At 39.8% G+C, this 19,888-nt stretch carries 15 protein-coding genes, 3 tRNA genes and 1 pseudogene; 1 reads left to right on the top strand and 18 read right to left on the bottom strand.

All coding sequences use genetic code 11. The features are described 5' to 3' along the window. Positions 1-18 precede the first annotated feature (18 nt). The 12 genes from pcrA to B2008_RS04575 all read right to left on the bottom strand — a co-directional run bounded on the left by pcrA (position 19) and on the right by B2008_RS04575 (position 14,275). Positions 19-2,268: a DNA helicase PcrA gene (pcrA, locus tag B2008_RS04520; RefSeq protein ID WP_281830047.1), complete on the bottom strand. Its 2,250-nt coding sequence runs from the start codon at positions 2,266-2,268 to the stop codon at positions 19-21. Positions 2,269-2,370: 102 nt separating this feature from the next. After that, complete coding sequence (locus B2008_RS04525; RefSeq protein WP_281830049.1) at positions 2,371-3,021, bottom strand: glycoside hydrolase family 73 protein; 651 nt, start codon at positions 3,019-3,021, stop codon at positions 2,371-2,373. 120 nt (positions 3,022-3,141) lie between these two features. Further along, a tRNA-Leu gene (locus tag B2008_RS04530) sits at positions 3,142-3,229 on the bottom strand. Positions 3,230-3,287: 58 nt separating this feature from the next. Further along, complete coding sequence (locus B2008_RS04535) at positions 3,288-3,740, bottom strand: SprT family protein (RefSeq protein WP_281830051.1); 453 nt, start codon at positions 3,738-3,740, stop codon at positions 3,288-3,290. After that, positions 3,740-4,441, bottom strand: a complete 702-nt coding sequence (locus B2008_RS04540) for a glycosyltransferase family 32 protein (protein WP_281830053.1) — start codon at positions 4,439-4,441, stop codon at positions 3,740-3,742. The genes B2008_RS04535 and B2008_RS04540 overlap by 1 nt, the downstream gene beginning before the upstream one ends. A 2-nt stretch (positions 4,442-4,443) precedes the next feature. Beyond that, positions 4,444-5,874, bottom strand: a complete 1,431-nt coding sequence (locus B2008_RS04545; protein WP_281830055.1) for an oligosaccharide flippase family protein — start codon at positions 5,872-5,874, stop codon at positions 4,444-4,446. A 10-nt stretch (positions 5,875-5,884) separates the two neighbouring features. Beyond that, positions 5,885-7,033 carry a CDP-glycerol glycerophosphotransferase family protein gene (locus B2008_RS04550; protein ID WP_281830057.1) on the bottom strand — a complete coding sequence of 383 codons (1,149 nt, stop codon included), beginning with the start codon at positions 7,031-7,033 and terminating at the stop codon, positions 5,885-5,887. Between the two features lie 174 nt (positions 7,034-7,207). Beyond that, on the bottom strand, positions 7,208-9,874 hold the full coding sequence (locus B2008_RS04555; RefSeq protein ID WP_281830059.1) for a calcium-translocating P-type ATPase, PMCA-type: 2,667 nt from the start codon (positions 9,872-9,874) through the stop codon (positions 7,208-7,210). A 190-nt stretch (positions 9,875-10,064) separates the two neighbouring features. Beyond that, positions 10,065-10,895, bottom strand: a complete 831-nt coding sequence (nadE, locus tag B2008_RS04560) for an ammonia-dependent NAD(+) synthetase (RefSeq protein WP_281830061.1) — start codon at positions 10,893-10,895, stop codon at positions 10,065-10,067. Further along, positions 10,892-12,370 (bottom strand): nicotinate phosphoribosyltransferase, encoded by a 1,479-nt coding sequence (locus B2008_RS04565; protein WP_281830063.1) that lies wholly within the window; start codon positions 12,368-12,370, stop codon positions 10,892-10,894. Before B2008_RS04565 ends, nadE begins: the two co-directional genes overlap by 4 nt. 69 nt (positions 12,371-12,439) lie before the next feature. Further along, the gene (locus B2008_RS04570) at positions 12,440-13,540 is read right to left on the bottom strand and encodes a glycosyltransferase (RefSeq protein ID WP_281830065.1); all 1,101 of its coding nucleotides are present in this window, start codon (positions 13,538-13,540) and stop codon (positions 12,440-12,442) included. Between the two features lie 3 nt (positions 13,541-13,543). Next, positions 13,544-14,275 (bottom strand): WecB/TagA/CpsF family glycosyltransferase, encoded by a 732-nt coding sequence (locus B2008_RS04575; protein WP_281830067.1) that lies wholly within the window; start codon positions 14,273-14,275, stop codon positions 13,544-13,546. A gap of 123 nt (positions 14,276-14,398) precedes the next feature. Here B2008_RS04575 and tagD point away from each other — a divergent pair, with 123 nt between their 5' ends. After that, the gene (gene tagD / locus B2008_RS04580) at positions 14,399-14,785 is read left to right on the top strand and encodes a glycerol-3-phosphate cytidylyltransferase (RefSeq protein WP_080881652.1); all 387 of its coding nucleotides are present in this window, start codon (positions 14,399-14,401) and stop codon (positions 14,783-14,785) included. Positions 14,786-14,827: 42 nt separating this feature from the next. On the opposite strand, the gene B2008_RS04585 is transcribed toward tagD, so the two are convergent. The 6 genes and pseudogenes from B2008_RS04585 to B2008_RS04610 form a co-directional block, all read right to left on the bottom strand. After that, a complete protein-coding gene (locus B2008_RS04585) occupies positions 14,828-15,526 on the bottom strand; it encodes a GntR family transcriptional regulator (protein ID WP_080881653.1) in 699 nt (232 codons plus the stop codon). An 80-nt stretch (positions 15,527-15,606) separates the two neighbouring features. Continuing rightward, complete coding sequence (locus tag B2008_RS04590; protein WP_281830070.1) at positions 15,607-16,722, bottom strand: hypothetical protein; 1,116 nt, start codon at positions 16,720-16,722, stop codon at positions 15,607-15,609. 45 nt (positions 16,723-16,767) lie between these two features. Beyond that, positions 16,768-18,387, bottom strand: a complete 1,620-nt coding sequence (locus B2008_RS04595) for a peptide ABC transporter substrate-binding protein (RefSeq protein ID WP_281830072.1) — start codon at positions 18,385-18,387, stop codon at positions 16,768-16,770. Positions 18,388-18,551: 164 nt separating this feature from the next. Continuing rightward, positions 18,552-18,623 (bottom strand) — tRNA-Gln (locus B2008_RS04600). A gap of 53 nt (positions 18,624-18,676) precedes the next feature. Next, positions 18,677-18,758, bottom strand: a tRNA-Tyr gene (locus B2008_RS04605). A gap of 56 nt (positions 18,759-18,814) precedes the next feature. Beyond that, positions 18,815-19,755: pseudogene (locus B2008_RS04610) on the bottom strand (aminotransferase class I/II-fold pyridoxal phosphate-dependent enzyme); the annotation flags it as partial. Between the last annotated feature and the right edge of the window lie 133 nt (positions 19,756-19,888).

The following is a 19,888-nucleotide window of genomic DNA, read 5'->3' on the forward strand; positions in this document are numbered from 1 at the left end:
AATCAACCTTAGTTTTTATTATACCTTTTTGATTGGTGCAAAAGCAGCTAGCAGCCGTTTAACGCCCTTGTTTGCAAAAGCAATATCAAGTTCCATGTCTTCGCCTTCGCCGTTGACCTTCATAACAACTCCGCGGCCCCAAGCTTTATGTTCTACCTGATCGCCAACATTCCAGCCCTTCTTTTCAGCTCCAACTGCTCCTGAAGCCTTTTTAGCACTTGTGTACACCTGTGCCCGTGCACGTTCATCATTGCGAGCAAATGGTGCAGTTTGTGCTTGAAAGTGGCTTTGACCAATAAAGGTATTGCCAGCATTAGGATTTTCAACATTCAGATCTTTAGCGTCGATTTCAGCTAAAAATCTTGAAGGCGGATTGTTCTGAATTCGGCCATACATCATTCTAGAGTAAGCATTAGTCAGATATAGTTCTTGCTTTGCTCTAGTGATTCCAACGTAAGCCAACCGGCGTTCTTCTTCCAATTGACTTTCATCCATCATTGACCGTGATAATGGGAAAAGTCCATCTTCCATTCCGATTAAAAAGACAACCGGGAATTCCAAACCTTTGGCAGCATGCAAAGTCATCAATGCAACTTGATTATCATCATCGTCTAAGTCATCTTGATCACTCAATAATGATACTTCTGCTAAAAAGTCGCTTAATTGATCGGAATCATCATCTTCAGCTTCATAATGATCATCAAATCTCTTGGTTACTGACAAGAATTCATCCAAGTTTTCCAAACGCGTATCAGCATCAATATTATGTTCGGCCTTTAACGCGCTGGTGTAATCGAAATCATCCAAAATCTTTTCAGTCAAACCGGTAACGCTGTGATCTTTGGCAAAATTAATGGCATCATGCAATTTAGCAGCAAAGTCACTCAATTTTTGCGCAGCTCGATTTGAGATAGTGGACATCCCCACTTGATCCATTGCTTGCAGAGCATTCAAATTGTTTTCATTTGCAAAAGCCAATAGCTTATCAACTGTTGCCGCACCAATTCCACGCTTAGGGGTATTGATAATGCGGTTTAAACTCATGGTATCGGCCGGATTAGAAACTAATTTTAAGTAGCTCATGACATCTTTGATTTCTTTTCGATCATAGAATTTATGACCGCCAACAATTTGATACGGTACATTTGACTTCACGAAAGCTTCTTCGACCGTACGCGATTGAGCATTGGTCCGGTAAAGAACGGCAAAATCTTTGTAGCTGCGCTTTTGATCTTTAACTTCTTCTTGAATTTTAGAAATAATGTAGTGAGCTTCATCATCACCGCTTTGAGCTTTATAATAGGTTACCTTTTCACCTTCACCGCGATCAGTCCATAAGTTTTTGGCCTTGCGGTTTTGATTGTTTTTGATGACAGAATTGGCAGCTGACAAAATGTGACCGGTTGAGCGGTAATTTTGTTCCAACTTGACCGTACGCACGCCATCGTTTTTATAGTCGGACTCAAAGTTCATGATGTTTTCCATATTGGCGCCACGCCAGCCATAAATTGACTGATCGGCATCCCCAACAACGCAAATATTTTTATATTGAGCAGCCAAGGTATGGGTCAACTCATATTGTGCTTGGTTCGTATCCTGGTACTCATCCACCAAAATGTAGCGAAACTTGTTTTGATAATAATGCAAAGTTTCCTTATCTTTTTTAAACAAAACCAGCGTCTGCATGATCAAATCGTCAAAGTCCATAATTTGATCGCGTCTGAGCCGTTTTTGGTATTCTTGATAGATCTTGGCAACCATTTTTTCAAAGGGAGAAGAAGCACTCATTGCAAAAGCTTCTGGCGTCAATAAATCATTCTTGCCATTGGAAATCGCGGATAAAATTCTACGCGGACCATACATCTTGGGGTTGATGTTGAGATCCTTTTCAATATGCTTAACCAGCGTAAGCTGTTCGGCTGAATCTGCAATTGAAAAATTATGACTGTAGTTGATCTTATCAGCATCTCGCCGCAAAATCCGAACGCATAAAGCGTGGAAAGTAGACATCCAAATACTCTCAGCTGCTGGGCCAAGCAGTTTTTGTTCACGTTTGCGCATTTCATTGGCTGCCTTGTTGGTAAAAGTAATCGCCAAAATATTCCAGGGATTAACATTGTTTTTTTCAACTAAATACGCAATCCGGCGCGTCAAAACCGAAGTCTTTCCCGATCCGGCACCAGCAACTACTAGTAATGGACCTTCTGTGGTTTCAACAGCTTGCTTTTGTTGCGGATTTAATCCAGCTAAAATTGATTCTTCGCTCATCCTGATTCCCTTCACAAAAATTATTTAAGAAAATATAGCCCTACTATTATAACAAAGAAAAAGAGCTTGAAACAAATGTTCCAGACTCAACCATTAACGCTTTTACTTATCATATTTTTGCAAGTTATACTGCTCAATCAGGCTCACCAATTTAGCAGCATAATTTGGATCTGTAGCGTAGCCATCAGTAACCAGTTCCTTGGCCTGCTGCTTGTAATTCTTAGCAGCTAAAACATGCTTGTACTGCTTGTGATTCCAAGTGGTCCCATTCTGGAATAAACGCGCATGAGCTCGAATTGAGGCCTCGCAGGAATCATAAATTTGAAAGCGCGCTTTAACGTTCACCCACTTGCCTTTGACGTATTCTTTTGTAACCAAAACAGCAGAAGTATTAGGATTGGTTCCTTTAATGCCAAATAGATTGTTGTATTTCTGCGATAAATCGCTTTGACCGTAATTGCTTTCTAGACAAGCCTGAGCAATCGTAATGCTTGGAAGCAAATCATATGATTTATCGACTTTTTTAGCAATTGGCCCTATTTTTTTGATAAAAGCTTGCCGCTGACGCAAAAGCTTTGCTTGTTCCTGCTGCTTTTGCACCTGCTCTTGTCTTATTTGTTCAGACTGCAAAGCTTGCCGCCGATAATATCTAAAGCAGATGAAGGCGACCAGTAAAACAACCAGAATTAAAAATGTTCTTAAAATAATTCCCATGCTTTTGGAAATTCGACGTTTTTTGCGTTTTTTTGCCATATAATTTCCTGCCTTTTCTTCAGATCTGTGACTAAATAAAGTATAAGCTCTTCAAAATAAAAGAAAATATTTGTTAATTATTAATATAAAAAAAGAAGCCGCTCATCAGCGACTTCTTATTGGTGCGGGCGAGAAGACTCGAACTTCCACGATCTAAAGCGATCACAAGATCCTTAGTCTTGCGCGTCTGCCATTCCGCCACGCCCGCGGTACTTAATTATATTAACCCAAAAAGCAGAGTCGCGCAAGGAAATATTAAAATTTATTCATTTTTTTACCAGCTTCAATTTACCGTGGCAACGACCACAGCGATACCTGCGCGTATTAAGACGGCGCACGCGCGGATATTGCAAACCGCAGTTTTGACAAACATACAGATAATGGCGTTTTCTGGTCTTTCTTAAACCAATGTCAGGCGCATAGCGACTGCCACCTACCCGTTTAAGCAAAACTTTAAAATCATGATCACGATGCTGATAGCCCAGACCTAATAAATGCAAATGATAGTGACATAACTCATGCTTGATAATGCCAACCAAATCAGAATAATGGTCTGGCGTTAAAAAGTGAGCATTAAATTCAAGATAATGATCGTCCAAATGGTAGCGGCCACCGGTTGTAGTCATACGCCGATTAATTTTTACTAGGTGTAAAAATGGCCGGACGAAGGATTGCAGCGATATTTGTTCAACTAATTTTTGCAGTTCTTCTTCATTCATTAGCTTCGAATATATTTAGCATACAAAGCGGCCTGACGTTTGGTCTTGATTCTAACCTTCAAAGCCGTCACAATTTTGCGTTTCAGTGGCTTTTCTCCTTCCATCCAGGTTCCAGTAAAGACGTGAATAGTCTTTGAATCCTCTGAAGGATTGCATAAAACGCCATCTGGATATACATGGATGCCGGTTTCCAGCATTTGTTCTTGATTGTTCGGCTTGGCACCGTATTTTTCTTTCAAAATATCAGAGACTGAAACGGTATTGACGCCAGCCATTTGATCCTTGCTGTCAAATTCGAAATTGCGATCATCATAATAAGCCAGCATGTCCTTGAGCAATGGATGATGTTTTTCAGCACCAAAAACAGCCGTGAACGGATTCTCTTTATTTTCAAAGCCGACAAAAGCATGATTATCAAGCAAGCTTTCCAAATTGTCGAGCACCAGAACATCGGTATCCAGATATATTCCGCCTTGTTCATAAATTGCTTTTGCCCGAATATAGTCAGATACAAAAGCCCATTTTTTTGCTTTATAGGCTTGTTCGACATATTTATTTTCATGAATATCAAAATTGTCTTCATTCCATTCAACAATCTTGTAATCCTGCAAATGCTTTTGCCAGGTCTTCATGCAGCGCTGAATGTTCTTTGGCTTAGGATTGCCACCTACCCAAACGTAATGAATAATTTTTGGAATCATCGTTATCCTCGCTTCAAAAATTTCTTAACTAGTGCGATCAAATCTTGATTAAAGTCTAATTTCATAATAAACATCAATGCCAAATAGATAGCAAACATGATGATCGATTTAACTGCCATATTGATAAAGGCAGAGTTAATCAGATTTGGCATCAATAAGCCAATTGCCAAAGTAACAATGGCAATTAAAAAGTACTTCGGAATGTCCTTGAACGAATACTTAAAGTCATAGCCATCGCGAACAATCCACAAGCGAAGCAATAACACAATAAACTCCGTGATTAAAATTGCCACCATAGCACCTGCCGCACCATATGGCCGGTCCAGCAAAAAGCTCAGAACCACTTCTAAAATAGCACCAATAATTACTGGCAGTGCATAATCTTTATCGCGACGGTTGGCTAAGGCAAATTGGTTGGCAAAAACCCCACCGGTTGGAATCATAATAATCGTCAACGTGAAGAAAAACATCAGCGGCGTCATTGGAGTATATTTTTGACCAAAGAAAAATGGTACAAATTGCTTGGTATTAGCCATGATAATTACTGAAAACAAAGTTCCAAGCATGGCCGTAGCCTCTAGCGACTTTTTCAAAACAACCTGCTGCGTTTTTTTGCCTTCACTTGCCATTTTAGGCATGATAACCAACGAAATACTGGTAATTACTCCCAAAATCATATTCGAAATTCGTTGTGAATTATCATAATAGGCAACTTGCGTTGAATTCTGAAAGATACCCAAAATTGGCTTATCTAGTGAAGTATAGATCTGCGTAGCAATTTGAGGAATCAGCAGCGTGATAATTGATCTGATAGTTGTCTGATATTTATAAAAATGAGCCACAGGTTTACCCACATATCTGTGGATATCAAACCAAAAAACAAAGGAGCCCAACATTGTGGAAACAGACATAATCAACAAATATTTCCACAAGTCGCCTGGTGATTTTACCCAAAGCAAAATCAAAACGACGCTAACCAGCTTAACAGCAGTATTTTTAAAAACGACGCGCCCGAAATCTGCTAAACCTTGGAAGAACCAAGAGATATCCACTTGTGCAGAAATCAAATATGGTGTCATCAAAATAATGTAGTTCCAATATTGAATGTGGGAAAGATTAGTGATTGCCAAAACAATGATAATCGTCACTAAACCAGCAATGCCTTGAAAATACCATAAGCCCCAAAAGGCATCAGTCAAGTCCTGTGGCGTACCATAAACCCGCGTCCGTGAGATCGTCCGCATACCAATATAGGACACTGACAAGGTACAAAAGACCATCAAAAATTGCATCGTATTATTAACGCTGCTATAAATACCATAGGTTTTAGGCCCTAAAACCCGTGACAAATAAGGTACCGTGATTAATGGTATCAAAACCAAAAAGATTTGATAAACTGCGTTGTAAACGATATTTAAAAATGTTCTTTTCAAAACGTTTCACCTAGTTAACTTTTGTCATGCAGGCAAATAATTTTTCACAGTAGTTTTCGCCCTTAACCTCTTGTGTTAAATGCAGCCAATACAAACGACGATTCCTAATCTGCTGATTATCTGGTTCCTTCAGAGCTTCAAGCAGCTGAGCTTGTGAATTAACTTTAATTCCTGGCGTTATTTCCTCATATGGGCTGAGCAATAAACCACGTGTTTTTTCATATTGTTTAAGAAAATTAGTGACAAAGATAATCGGCCTGTTCAAAAGAAGATAATCAAAATAGATTGATGAAAAATCCGTTAGTAAAAAGTCCGTATCGCCCAATAATTCATACAAATCATAGTTCTGATCAAATAAATAATCATTATTTAAAAAGGCAATGTTGGAGTACTTGCTTGAAAAGTCAGCAAACATGTGCATTTCATACGGATGCAATTTAACGATCAAATATTGGTGCCTTTCCTTTAATGCCGCGTTTAACTGTGCGACATCAAAATCAGCGAATGCAAAAAAGTTGCCCGCCTTAATTTGCGCCATAATCTTGGGATCATCTAATTCGTACCTAAAAGTTGGCATATAGATGCCGATCTGCGCCTCAGCATCTGTTTGATGAAACAGGTCTTGCAGCAATTCTTCTTTAGTAATAATGGGCTTTTGCAAATAATCAAGTCTTGGGAAACCAACCTTATGATATTTCTTGCCCTCAACAGCGATGCAAGCACTCATCAAAGTTTCATACAAATCAGAATTAGAAGCCACAATATCGGCATATTTATGCCACAATTTTTCATTGCGACGGTTGTCTTTTCTTCTCGTATTATTGGCCATAATGCCCATGCGCTTCAATGGAACACCGTGCCACAATTGAATATTCAGCTGCCCCTTTTTCACTTTAAAAGGCTGGTGGGTCGTAACGATATAGCGAGCAGAGCCAATCTTTTTCCAGGTCATGCGATCTAGATGAGAAGAAGGCCAAGGCTCAACCAGAGTTACCTGATACTCTGGATGGTTGAGCTGCAAATATTTGTAGAACAAATAGCCATTAGAACCTGATCGCCCAGCACCATTCAAGATGACCACTTCATTCGGCTGAATCGGATTAAAATAAGCGAAAATCTTCATTAAGCAAAGATAGACGCGAAAAAGCAAACTTTTCATAATCTCACTAATTTTCTTTTACTTTATTGGTATATTTTAGCAGACATTAATAAATTAACTATCTCAAATAATAATCTTTACTGATTCTTCAGACATATCTACCATCATACTATTTTATCAGTAAAAAAATAAGAGGCAGACAAATTATCCACCTTTTATTTACTTGCAACTAAATTAACGCTGTTCTCTTCTTTGGAAGAACTTTACGATTTCTACAATCACGATCATGCACAAACCGGCACCGAGAACTACACACCATTGAGCTGCATCTAATTCAGTAACATCAAAGAATCCAGTCATAAACGGCAATTCAACAGCAGCCATAATCACGGCAGCAATCAAAATTGCCCAGTTAAACCATTTGTTTGAGAAAGTATGCTTTCTAAAAATTGATTCATGAATGTACTTAGAATTAATGGCATGGAACAACTGGATCAAGCCTAAAGTCAAGAAGGCCATCGTCAATGCATCCCCATGCTGCAATGCAGCATTACCAACATGCGGACCAACGTGAAGTCCTAGTTGGTAGGCACCAAGCACCAAAATACCTTCAAGAATTCCTTGGTAGATAATGGAGCTGGCAACACCGCCGCTAAAGAAGTTGGACTTACGGCCACGTGGCTTGCGCTTCATAATGCCATCTTCAACTGGCTCAACCCCAAGGGCAATTGCTGGCAAAGTATCAGTTACCAGGTTGATCCAAAGAAGTTGAACTGGTGCCAAAATATCCCAACCAAGCATCGTCATCATAAAGACTGTCAAAACTTCACCAACATTACAGCTCATCAAGTAAAGAATTGCCTTTTGAATATTGCTGAAGACTTTACGCCCTTGCTTAACCGCTTTAACGATTGTGGCGAAATTATCGTCAGCTAAAATCATGTCACTGGCACCTTTAGAAACTTCAGTACCGGTAATCCCCATGCCGATACCAATATCAGCCTGTTTCAGACTTGGTGCATCGTTAACACCATCACCGGTCATGGCAACAATCTTACCATTGGCTTGCCATGCCTTAACAATTCTTACTTTATGTTCAGGCGATACTCTTGCATAAACGCTGTAGTCACCGACGTGCTTGACGAAGTAATCATCGCTCAATTCATCCAACTGGGCACCAGTTAAGACGCGCTTGTCTTGACCAGGCTCTAGAATGCCTAATCTTTCGGCAATGGCCTGAGCCGTAACTTGATGGTCACCAGTAATCATAATGGTTCTGATACCAGCACTGTGAGCTTCTGCAACGGCAGCCTTTGCTTCTGGACGTTCTGGGTCGATCATGCCGACCAAACCTGCAAAGATTAAGTCTTGTTCAACATTGTCGGTTGATGGATCATCGTATGGCTTGTCGATTTGCTTATATGCCAAGCCCAAGACACGAAGGGCTTTCTTCGCCATATCCTGGTTGGTTTGCAAAATGTCTTTTCTTTGCTGTTCAGAAATTGGTGTAACTTCACCGTTGATTGCAACCGAAGTTACCCGCTTCAATAACTCATCTGGCGCACCTTTAACAGCGACAAAATATTGATCGCCATCTTTATTAACGGTACTCATCAGTTTACGTTCAGAATCAAATGGCACTTCTTGGATTCGCTTGTATTTTTCAAGCATTTGATCAACATCAATATTTTGATCGAATGCATATTGAATCAATGAGGTTTCAGTTGGGTCCCCTAAAAGATCACCACCATTTTCAATCTTAGTATCATTGGCAAGTACCATTGCCAATAGTGCCGGATTATCTTCATCTATTTCGTCATCATCGCTGTGAATCTCGCCACGATAGTAGATTTTTTCTACCGTCATACGATTTTGAGTCAAAGTACCGGTCTTATCTGAACAAATGATGTCAGTAGCACCTAATGTTTCAACGGCCGGCAATTTTCTTACGATCGCCTTATGCTTAGCCATCGTTTGCGTTCCTAGGGCCAAAATAATAGTAATAATTGCTGGCAAACCTTCTGGAATTGCGGCAACAGCAAGTGAAACGGCAACTAAGAACATGTCGATCATCAGCTTGTTGGTTGGTTCAGTTCCTTGCTTAGTGAACATTCCCACTACGAAGACAACCACGCAGATTGCTAAAATCATGATGGTTAAAGTCGTGCCAAGCTGATTTAAGTTTTCTTTCAAAGGAGTATCAGTTTCATCGGCATTATTTAGCATCGTAGCAATCTTACCAACTTCAGTGTTCATTCCAGTGTGAACAACTACACCTTCACCACGTCCGTAGGTAACATTGGTATTTGAATAAGCCATGTTGATTCGATCGCCTAAAGCAACATCTTTTCCTTGCAAGGTCTCGTCGCTCTTTTCAACAGGAACAGATTCACCAGTCAAGGCAGATTCTTCAATCTTCAGGCTATGTGCTTTTACCAAACGCAGATCGGCTGGAACCACGTCACCGGCTTCTAATAAAACCAGGTCGCCAGGTACCAAATCTGTACTTGGGATTTCAACAATAGCACCGCCACGCCGTACATGCGCATTTGGCGTTGCCATTTCTTTCAAAGCTTCAATTGCTGCCTCAGAACGTGCTTCTTGGAAGACGCCCAAAATTGCGTTCAAAATAACAACAATCATAATAATAGCAGCATCGGTCCATTCTTTAGCAACTACTCCAGATAAAATAGCCGCAATGATCAAGACGATGATCATAAAATCTTTAAACTGGTAAAGAAAACGCATCAACATGCTCTTTTTCTTTTTGGCAGCCAAAGCATTCGGACCATATTCAGCTAATCGTTCCTTAGCCTGCTCATTAGTTAAACCATCAGCAAGAGACGTTTTCATTTCTTGCTCCACATCGGGAATTGACTCGGTGTAATAGTTTTTAGACAATTATTTTTCCTCCTTCTTAACAAAAAAGAGACCTATATGCTCTAAGCATATAAGTCTCACAAATTAAGATAAGTCCAGAAGATTTTCTTCGGGTGTTGGGCTTATCGCAATTACTTGCTGTTACTCCCTTATGACAAGTTAATTATAAGTAAATTTTCACGGTTTCACAAGAAAAATCGTATAATTTAACTTACTTTTTGTAGAAGTCATCGAAAACAGTTACTGGCAAATGACGCTTATGCTTGCTCTTGTTCCAGAGCTTTTCAATTTGCTCAGCTGATTTTTCTGGTACTTCTTTGCCTTCCAAATAATCATCAATATCGCGGTAAGTTACGCCTAAAGCAACTTCATCTGGCAAGTCTGGTTTGTCTTCTTCAAGATCAGCAGTTGGTGCCTTTTCGTAAAGGTGAGCTGGGCAGCCCAATTCTTTCAAAAGCATCTTGCCTTGACGCTTATCCAAACGGAACAATGGCGCTAAGTCAGCCGCACCATCACCATACTTGGTGTAAAAACCACAGAGGTTTTCAGCAGCATGGTCGGTACCAACAACGGCACCTTTATTAGCACCAGCGATTGCGTATTGAACAACCATTCTTTGACGAGCCTTGATATTGCCTTTATTAAAATCAGTAATCTTTTGTCCAGCAGCTTCCACCACTTTAACCATAGCGTCGACTGGTTCCTTGATATTAACAATCAAGTCTTGGTCTGGCTTTTGAAAAGCAACTGCATCGGCAGCATCATCGGCATCAGCTTGAACGCCATAAGGCAAACGGACAGCGATAAATTGATATGAATCATCGCCGGTTTCTTGGCGCATTTCTTCAATGGCCATCCGACACAATTTGCCAGTCAAAGTTGAATCTTGACCGCCTGAAATACCCAAAACGTATGATTTTAAAAATGGATTTGCTGTTAAATAGTCCTTCAAGAAATCAATTGAACGTCTGATTTCCTTTTTTGGATCAATTTCGGGCAAAACATGTTCATATGCAATAATTTCTTTTTGTAATTCTCTCATCGACCAAAGCTTCTTTCTCTAATCTTACGACGAATATCTTGGATTAGGTCCATCTTACTCTCGTACAAGTTTTTTGACAAATCGACCGGATATTCCTGCGGATTCAAGCTACGCTTATATTCATCCCATAATCCGTCCAAATTATCGGCAACAAACTTTTTAATTTCTTTAAGTTTTGGCTGCTTGTAAACCAGTTGCCCATCCTTAAAAATATCATGCAAAAGCGGAATTGCAGTGTAATCGGTTACCACTTTATTGATATAAGTATATTGTGGATGGAACATGAACAAGGCGTTAAATTTGCGCGGATCTTCATTTGCTCGACTGACCCAGTCGCCTTCATTTTTTTTTGCAGTATTGACGCTGATCCGCCAAACTTGCTTCTTTCCTGGGGTTGAAGTCTTTATTGCATTAGAGGAAATCTTCATCGTATCCCGCATAGCATGAAATTCATCTTCGATGGCTACAAGTTTATAAACTGCACCCAAAGCTGGCTGATCATAGGCGGTAATATATTTTGTCCCAATGCCCCAAGCGTCGATTTTTGCACCTTGCATCTTCAAGTTGGTAATTGTGTATTCATCAAGGTCGTTAGAAGCAAAAATTTTAGCATTTGGATAGCCGGCATCATCTAATTCCTTGCGTACTTGTTTAGAAATATAAGCCATATCGCCGGAATCAATTCTAACGCCTAAAAAGTTGATCTTATCGCCCATTTCGTTAGCAACTTTAATTGCATTCGGCACACCGCTTATAACGGTGTCGTAAGTATCAACTAAAAAGACGCAATTCTTATGAGTTTCAGCATAAGCCTTAAAGGCTTCATATTCGCTGCCAAAAGCCTCGACCAAGGAATGAGCCTGGGTTCCTGAAATCGGAATGCCAAAAAGCTTGCCGGCACGAACATTGCTAGTTGAGTCAAAGCCGCCAATATATGCAGCTCTAGCACCCCAAATGGCAGCATCAGTTTCTTGTGCACGCCGTGAGCCAAATTCCATCAGGCCATCATTTTGAACAGCGAGCCTGATTCTTGCCGCCTTAGTAGCAAGCAAAGTTTGAAAATTGATCACATTCAGGATCATCGTTTCAACCAGCTGACATTGAGCAAGTGGTCCTTCAACCTGCAGAATTGGTTCGTTGGCAAAAACCAATTCTCCTTCTTTCATTGAACGGATCGTCAATTTTAGCTTCAGATTACGCAAATAATCGATAAAATCATCATCGTAGTCTTCAGTTTCCTTTAAATATTGCAAATCGCTTTCTTTGAAATGCAAGTTTTGCAAATATTGAATAATGTGTTCAAGTCCTGCATAAACAGCATAGCCATTGCCAAAAGGCTCTTTACGATAAAATGCTTCAAAAACGGCATTACGGTCAGCGATCCCCTTTTTGAAGTAGGTGTACATCATATTAATTTCATACAAATCAGTGTGTAAAGCCAAAGAATCATCTTTGTCTATTTCTTGATAAAGCATTTTCCCCTCTCAAATAAATCATGATAGTTTGCCTTAATTATACCTGTCATTCGATTTAGGGGCAATTGATTAGTGTTTGGCCAACTTGTCATATACTTTTTGAATCGAAGCCAGCTGTTTTTCAACTGAAAAGTTGGCTGCTACATACTTCTTTTCCCGCAAAGCGACAGCCTTCAAAGCAGCTGAATCCATATTGACTGCACGTTTTATTTCTGCAGCAATGGAGTCAACATCGCCAATTTTGGCAATGAAACCATGTTCCTGATCCGGAATCATCATTTTTATATCACCGATTGCAGTTGACAAAATTGGAAGCTGATTGTCGCTGGCCTCAAGCAGTACCAGTGGAAAACTCTCTGAATAAGAAGTCAGAACGGCTAAATTCATCCGCCGGTATAAGTTGCGTAATTGCTTCTGCGTCATAAAACCGTGAAAGGTTACTTGTGGCGATAATTCTAGTTGCCTGGTTAGAGCTTTCAAATTTTCTAATTGGCTGCCATCACCGGCGATGTGCAAACGAACATGCGAATCGTCCAGCTTTTTAATCGCCTTCAGCAGCAATTCCTGGCCCTTCACTTTTTCCGTTCTGGCAACATTAACGATATTGAAGTAAACCTGATCATCATATTTGGCTGGAATTTCGCTATCATCATGGAAGAAAATGCCGTTGTAGATAATATGCACTTTAGCGGGATTAATTTTTGCTTTTTGTTCAAGCAAATCGGCAAAGCGTTTAGTAACTGCGAAGATGCAGTCGGCCTTGTGAAGGGCACGCAAATTCAATTTGGTGAAAATTTTACCCATTAAACCGCGACCTTCAAAATCCAAATAAGGATCTGAATGGACAGTAATGCACCAAGCAGCCTTAATTTTGGTATGAATCAAGGACAAAAAGAGGTTGGCCCGTGCACCATGAGTATGGACGATCTGATAATGCCCATCATTAATAAAAGTCCGCAATCTTTTAAGCGCAGCCAGGTCATAGCGGCTTCCTGCACCTAGGACATGGGTTGTAATCCCTGCCTTTCTTGCTGCCTTTGCGACTGGTCCTTCAGCCAGCGTTAAGAGTTCAAAATCTTTTCCTTTATTTTTTGCTTCTTTTAACAAATTCACAATGTGGGTTAGGCCACCGCCGTTTTCTAGGCCGGCATTCACATGCAGAACTTTCATTAATTATTTGTTTCCTCTCTTAAACTGATGCACTCGTACAACAAATTTAGGCAAAACCATCATTCGCTTAAATCTGGTTGGATTAGTAATCAAACGGTAGAACCATTCCAAATGCGTCTTTTGGAAAGTCTCCGGTGCCCGTTCTACTTGACCACTGAAAACATCGAAACTGCCGCCAACTCCCATCATTATGGCAGGAGTCAAATTGCGACGCAAAATCGCCAGCAGCTTTTCTTGCTTAGGAAAACCTAATGCTGCAAAGACCATATCAGGTTGGGCTTTAGCAATGCGGTGAGCGACGAGATCCAAATCTTGGCGGAAGTAGCCGTCTTCTGCACCAACCAAATTGATATTTTTATAGTTTTTGGCAATTTTGGCTTGAACAGCATGAATAACTTCTGGCTTCGCACCAATTAAATAAACTCTGAGTCCATGCTCGTTGGCAATTTTCATAAACCATAAAAACAAGTCGTAGCCCGTTACACGTTCTGGCAGCGGCTCGCCTAGCATTTTAGCAGCTTTGACAATGCCAATTCCGTCAGCTGTGATATAGTCTGCATCCTGCTGTAAAATTTTCATAAATTCCGGATTTTCATTCGCAGCCATCACAATTTCCGGATTGGCAGTAACGATAAAAGTCGACTCGTGATCATTGAGCCGCTTCACAAATTCATTTTGAAACTGATTAAACGTCTTATTATCAAAGTTAACGCCTAATACATTTACTTTATCCATGACAAATCCCTCATTGTTCCTTTTTCTTTTATTTTATCAAAAGCCACAGCCAACTGCTCTAAGTTTTACCTTTTCTTCAATTATGTTATTATTAATTCGTTTAATAAAGTAGGAGCCAGAACTATGAAGAAAGTTATAACATACGGAACCTTTGATTTATTGCATTATGGCCATGTGCGTTTATTAAAACGGGCTAGAGAATTAGGCGATTACCTTATCGTCGGTTTGTCCACTGATGAATTCAATGAGTTCAAAAAGCATAAAGAAGCTTACAATACTTATCCTGAACGCAAATATATTTTAGAAGCAATTCGCTATGTTGATAAGGTCATCCCCGAAAAAGATTGGGATCAAAAAATTGCTGATGTAAAAAAGTACAATATCGATACTTTTGTGATGGGCGACGACTGGAAAGGTAAATTCGATTTTTTGAAGCCTTACTGCAAGGTAGTTTACCTGCCAAGAACGCCAGGTATTTCTACAACTAAAATTAAAGAAGATTTGAAATAAAAAGAGCCCCGTTTCACTGATTTGTGAAGCGGAGCTTCCTTTTTATTTTGAAAAAGTAAATTCAAATCTTTCGGCTACATAGCGAGCACGCGTGTACTCAAACGGACGACCGTCGGCTAGTTCAGTTACCTGCCGTCTAGTGATCAGAGCCTCGCCCTTTTTTGCCTTCAATAAACGGGCATCATTTTCATTGGCAATAGCCGCAGAAATATGTTCCGTAACTCGGCCGATCTGCAAATTGTTTTTTTCTAAAGTCTCATACAAGTGCGTTGAAATGTTTTCTTTCGAATCATTTTTAACCAAATCATATGGAACCGTAACCACCTCGTGACAAATTGGCGTTTGATCTGCATATCTGATTCTTTCCATCCGCAGAACGTTCATATTTGTCTTCAACTTTAAACGTTCTTTTTCAGAAAGAGATGGCTGGCCAACTTGATAAGAGATCAACTTGCTGGAAGGAACCTGCCCGTTAGCCTCAGTAATTTCAGTAAAAGACATAATCCCTGACATCTTTTCTTGTACTTTTTGGCTAGCAACATAAGTACCACTGCCCAGACGTCGTTCCAAAATTCCTTCGTCTTCCAAGGTTTTAATTGCTTGACGCAAAGTCATTCTCGATACGCCAAACTTGACTGCCAATTGTCTTTCGGCAGGGATTCGGTCTCCTACTTTATAAACATGATTTTCAATGTCGCGCTTGATTTGATTATGTATTCTGATATACATCGGCTCTTCCATGGCACGCACCTCCAAACTCATTATCAATTATAAGCTAAATTGGTCTATATTGCATTGGATAATGATATTTGTTTTCAGCGCTATTTCTTTTTAGCGGTCCAGTGCATCCCAAAAATTCGCACATTTGGCTCTTTATTGCATTCAATTTCAATATTGCTACGATCGCTGGCCAGAACATTGATATTGAATTCGGCATCGTCTTGAACGGCCAGATCTGTGTCATTCGCATTTAAAACCACGTCATGACCTGCTAATTTTGCCTGATCGCTCAATGCTAAAAAGTATTCATAATCCATATTTCCTGAAAAGCTGACTCGGGTTGCATCGGCCACAACATTATCCTGAAAGTCAGCATGCGCCAAAATTTGCGACGTCATCATTGTGATTTTTGCTTCATTAATTGCCACCAACCGGTTCAAAGTTGAATTTTGAATAATCGTCCGCGTTTTCTTATCAAGATAAACGCCGCCGGCAAAAGTGGAATTAACGATATTGCACCAGCAATCATCACTGATATACAAACATGAATCGTCTTCAGCCAACACCTTAGTATTAAGCATGTTCATCCATGTCTGACCATGAAGAAGAACGTAATCAAGCTGAGAATTATTGATGTCTAATTCGCAGTTGGTTTTAGTAAAAGTATTAGTTGAACCGTGAATTTTAGAATTATTAATAATCGCGGTCCCTTTGCCTTCTAAAGCTAAAGCACAGTACTCAGTCGAAGCGTAATCGATAATGGCGTCGTTCATTTCTAAACGAAAATCGGCATCGGCAAACATGGACAAGGACCCATTCATAATTTTAGTTGAATATAGTTCAAGCGTAACCTTGCCGTTGCAAGCCACAGCAGCAGTATCAGTACCTACGCCTTTAACAATGCAATTGCGCAAAGTCAAATAGCTATTGGCTTCTGGTGGCACAAACAGACTGTTATGATCAGTATTGGTGTTAATGCACAGATTTTCCAATGTTACATAGCGGCTATCTGCAGAAACAGACACATAGCCCAAGATCGTTGTATCTTCAGGAGTTGCGCCCATCCCTTTAACCGTAATATCAGTTAAGGTAATTCCTTGTGGTAGCTGATAGAATCCTGGCTCAAGAAGTAGAACATCATCTGCTCTTAAATCTTTTAAGGCTTCATGCCAGTCGGTTTCGCTGCCACCGGCACCGACTTTAACTATTCTTGCCATTCAGTCAATCTCTCCTATTACTATTTTGTTAATTATTTTTTACTTCTATTTAATTTCAACATTCCAGTAGTAAGCAACATTGCCATATGGTGAAAGTTTAAATCCTTTAACTTTTGACTTCAACAAGTATGAAGCACCAGCTTGGTATAAAGGAGCAGCAAAGGCATCCTTTTTAATCAATTGGTTTTCGGCAGCGATTAAAGCTTGCAATCTTTGCTTAGGTTGAGCAACATAAGTTGAGCGTGCAAGATCGATTTGATGCCAGAAATTCTTGTTCTTGTAATCCTGCTCCAAATTGAACAAACCACCGACAGTTAATAAATCAAGCGGATCTTCATAACTTGGCTGCCAAGTACCATAAACGAAATCATAAGTGTGATTTGTCGTATTAGACAAACGTGACTTAAGCGGAATTGAGCGAACAGTAATCGTCAAGCCTGGCAGATTCTTCATCAAATTACTTTGGATAAATTCACCAACACGTTTAGCATCATCAACATCTGAAGTTAACAATTCAAGACTGATCTTCTTTTTGCCTAATTGCTTTTGAGCAATATTCCATTCCTTACGAGCTGCAGCAACATTATAAGTTACCATATCACCAGCATCTTTACGATAGTCCTTGCCAGTGGATGGATCGGTAATAAAGTTGGAAGCAACAATTCCGTTAGATGGACGACCAGCATGCAAAATAGTGTTAACCAGTTGTTTCTTATTGATTGCTTTGCTAATGGCTCTTCTGACGTGGACATTACCAGTTGTCTTACGTTTAATGTTGAAAGTCAAATAGCCATTGGTTGGCGTAACTTTGGAATGATATTCCTTGTTGTTTTGATATTGCTTAACAAAATCTGAACTTAATGGAACATAGTCTAGGCTACCACTTCTGAATAAGTTAACGCCAGTAGAAGTTGTTTGTACTACTTGTACGTTGACACGCTTAAGTTGAATAGACTTCTTGTTCCAGTAATTCTTGTTCTTTACAAAGGACCACTTTAAGTTGGAACCAGTCCAGCCCTTAACAACGAATGGTCCATTGTAAACTAGGTTACTGCTGCTGGTACCATATTTGCTGCCGAGTTTTTTAACGACTTTGGTGTCTTGAGGATAAAATTGAGCACTTTCAAGAATTTCTGGCAAATATGGAATAGGATCAGCTAAAGTAACTTGCAGCTTGTACTTGCCAAGAGCTTTAATTCCAAGAGAGTTGACTTTGGCCTTTCCTTGAGTAATTTTGGTCCCGTTCTTAATAATGGCGTAGCTGTCACTGTCAAGAGAAGAGTTTTTAGGATCAACGGTTCTGCGCCAAGCTGTTACATAATCTTGGGCAGTAACCGGATCGCCGTTTGACCACTTGGCGTTTTTACGCAAGGTGAAAGTATAAACCTTTTGATCCTTGGAACGGGTAACTTTAGTGGCACCGGCTAATTGCGCCTTATTGTTTTTGTCAAAACGGTACAACCCTTCCATGGAATTCTGCAAAACTTCGGAACTAGTAGTATCCCCGTACTTGCTAGAATCCAAGGTTGAAATTTCATTGGAAGCAGCAGTATTCATTGTTTGTGAATTACTGCTGGAAGAGTTGCTGGAATTAGAGCAGGCAGACAAAACCCCAGCAGCTAACATAACGACAATGCTCAATAGAAATTTTCTCTTAGTTTTCATAATTTTCTTACCTTCTGCTTACTTACAATTTTAAAATATAGTTAAAAAGCTTCCAATTTGGAAATATTTAGATTCAATAAATAAAATAATTTTTAATTATGAAGGTAAAAAAAAGACAAGCCATAAGCTTGTCTTTAATCGGGTTGGGTGTTCGTTTCGAACAATTGGGTTAGCTGGATTCGAACCAGCGCATGATGGTACCAAAAACCATTGCCTTACCACTTGGCTATAACCCATTCGATTGAACTTTTACTTGTTGTTCAATGTACCAGCTTAATAAATTCAGCAATGGAGGCCAGTGGATTCGAACCACCGAACTCAGAGAGAGCGGTTTTACAGACCGCCGCGTTTAGCCACTTCGCTAGGCCTCCGTAACAGCACGTTTATTATAATAACTAAAACGTGCTGAAAATGCAAGTATTTTTTAGGATAAACGGATATAGCCTTCTCCGCCTTTAGCAAAGAATGAGCAGGCAACTACAGCAACATGTGCTTTTTCTGCCAATTCATAAATGAATTTAGTATCATCTTGTTCAAAGCCAGCTGGAATTTTGGCGAAGATGTAGAAAGCACCTTTTGGCTTTACGCATTCAAAACCAATCTTTTGCAAGCCTTCATAAATAACATCACGCCGCTTTTGAAATTTCTTCTTCATTGGCAAGGCATCGTCCATGCCGTTGGCAAAGGCTTCTTCGGCAGCATCTTGCATTGGCGTTGGTTCACTAGTTGTGATGGCTTAGTGAACCTTAGCAATTTGATCAAGAATCTTCTTAGGAGCGGCAACAAAACCAATCCGATAACCAGTCATGGCCCAAGCTTTGGAAACACCATTCATCAAGACTACTTGATCATGCAAAGCCTTCTCCATTGAGGCATGTGGTTGATCATAGTTTAATTCGCTGTGGATTTCGTCACAAAGAGCAAAGATTGGCTTATCGCGAATAACGTCAGTAATGGCATTTAGTTCTTCTTGGCTGTACATCATACCGGTTGGATTTCATAACCAGCATTCGAACTTTATCGCCAGGATTAATCACTGCTGTCAGCAATTCATAAATTGATTCAGCAACTCCGTTGGTGATTAAAATTTCATCTGGATCATATTGTTGATTGTACTTTTTAGCTAGGAAATTAGCTGCGGCTGCGCGCAAGGCAGGCGTTCCGTTTGAAGGAGCGTAGTGTGAATGATTGTTGGCGATGCTTTCTTCGGCAGCCTTCTTAATATGTTCTGGCGTATTAAAATCTGGTTCACCGATCGTAAACTTCACGATATTTGGAATTTTGTTAGTATAGGCAGCAAAAGCTAGAATTGTACCAGGCTTTTGTTCAACCAAACCTTTTTTCATGTATTTTTGTTAAATCGACCATAATTATTTCTCCTGTAACACTGTTGCACCAATTATAATCTGGCTTTTAATTTAAATCAAAGGATACTTTAATTATATTCTTTATTTGAAGATAAAAAAAGAGAGACTACCCAACCAATGTCATTAAGTTAAGA

The sequence above is a fragment of the Lactobacillus sp. UBA5813 genome (genome assembly GCF_002417895.1).
GTDB classification, from domain to species: domain Bacteria; phylum Bacillota; class Bacilli; order Lactobacillales; family Lactobacillaceae; genus Lactobacillus; species Lactobacillus amylolyticus.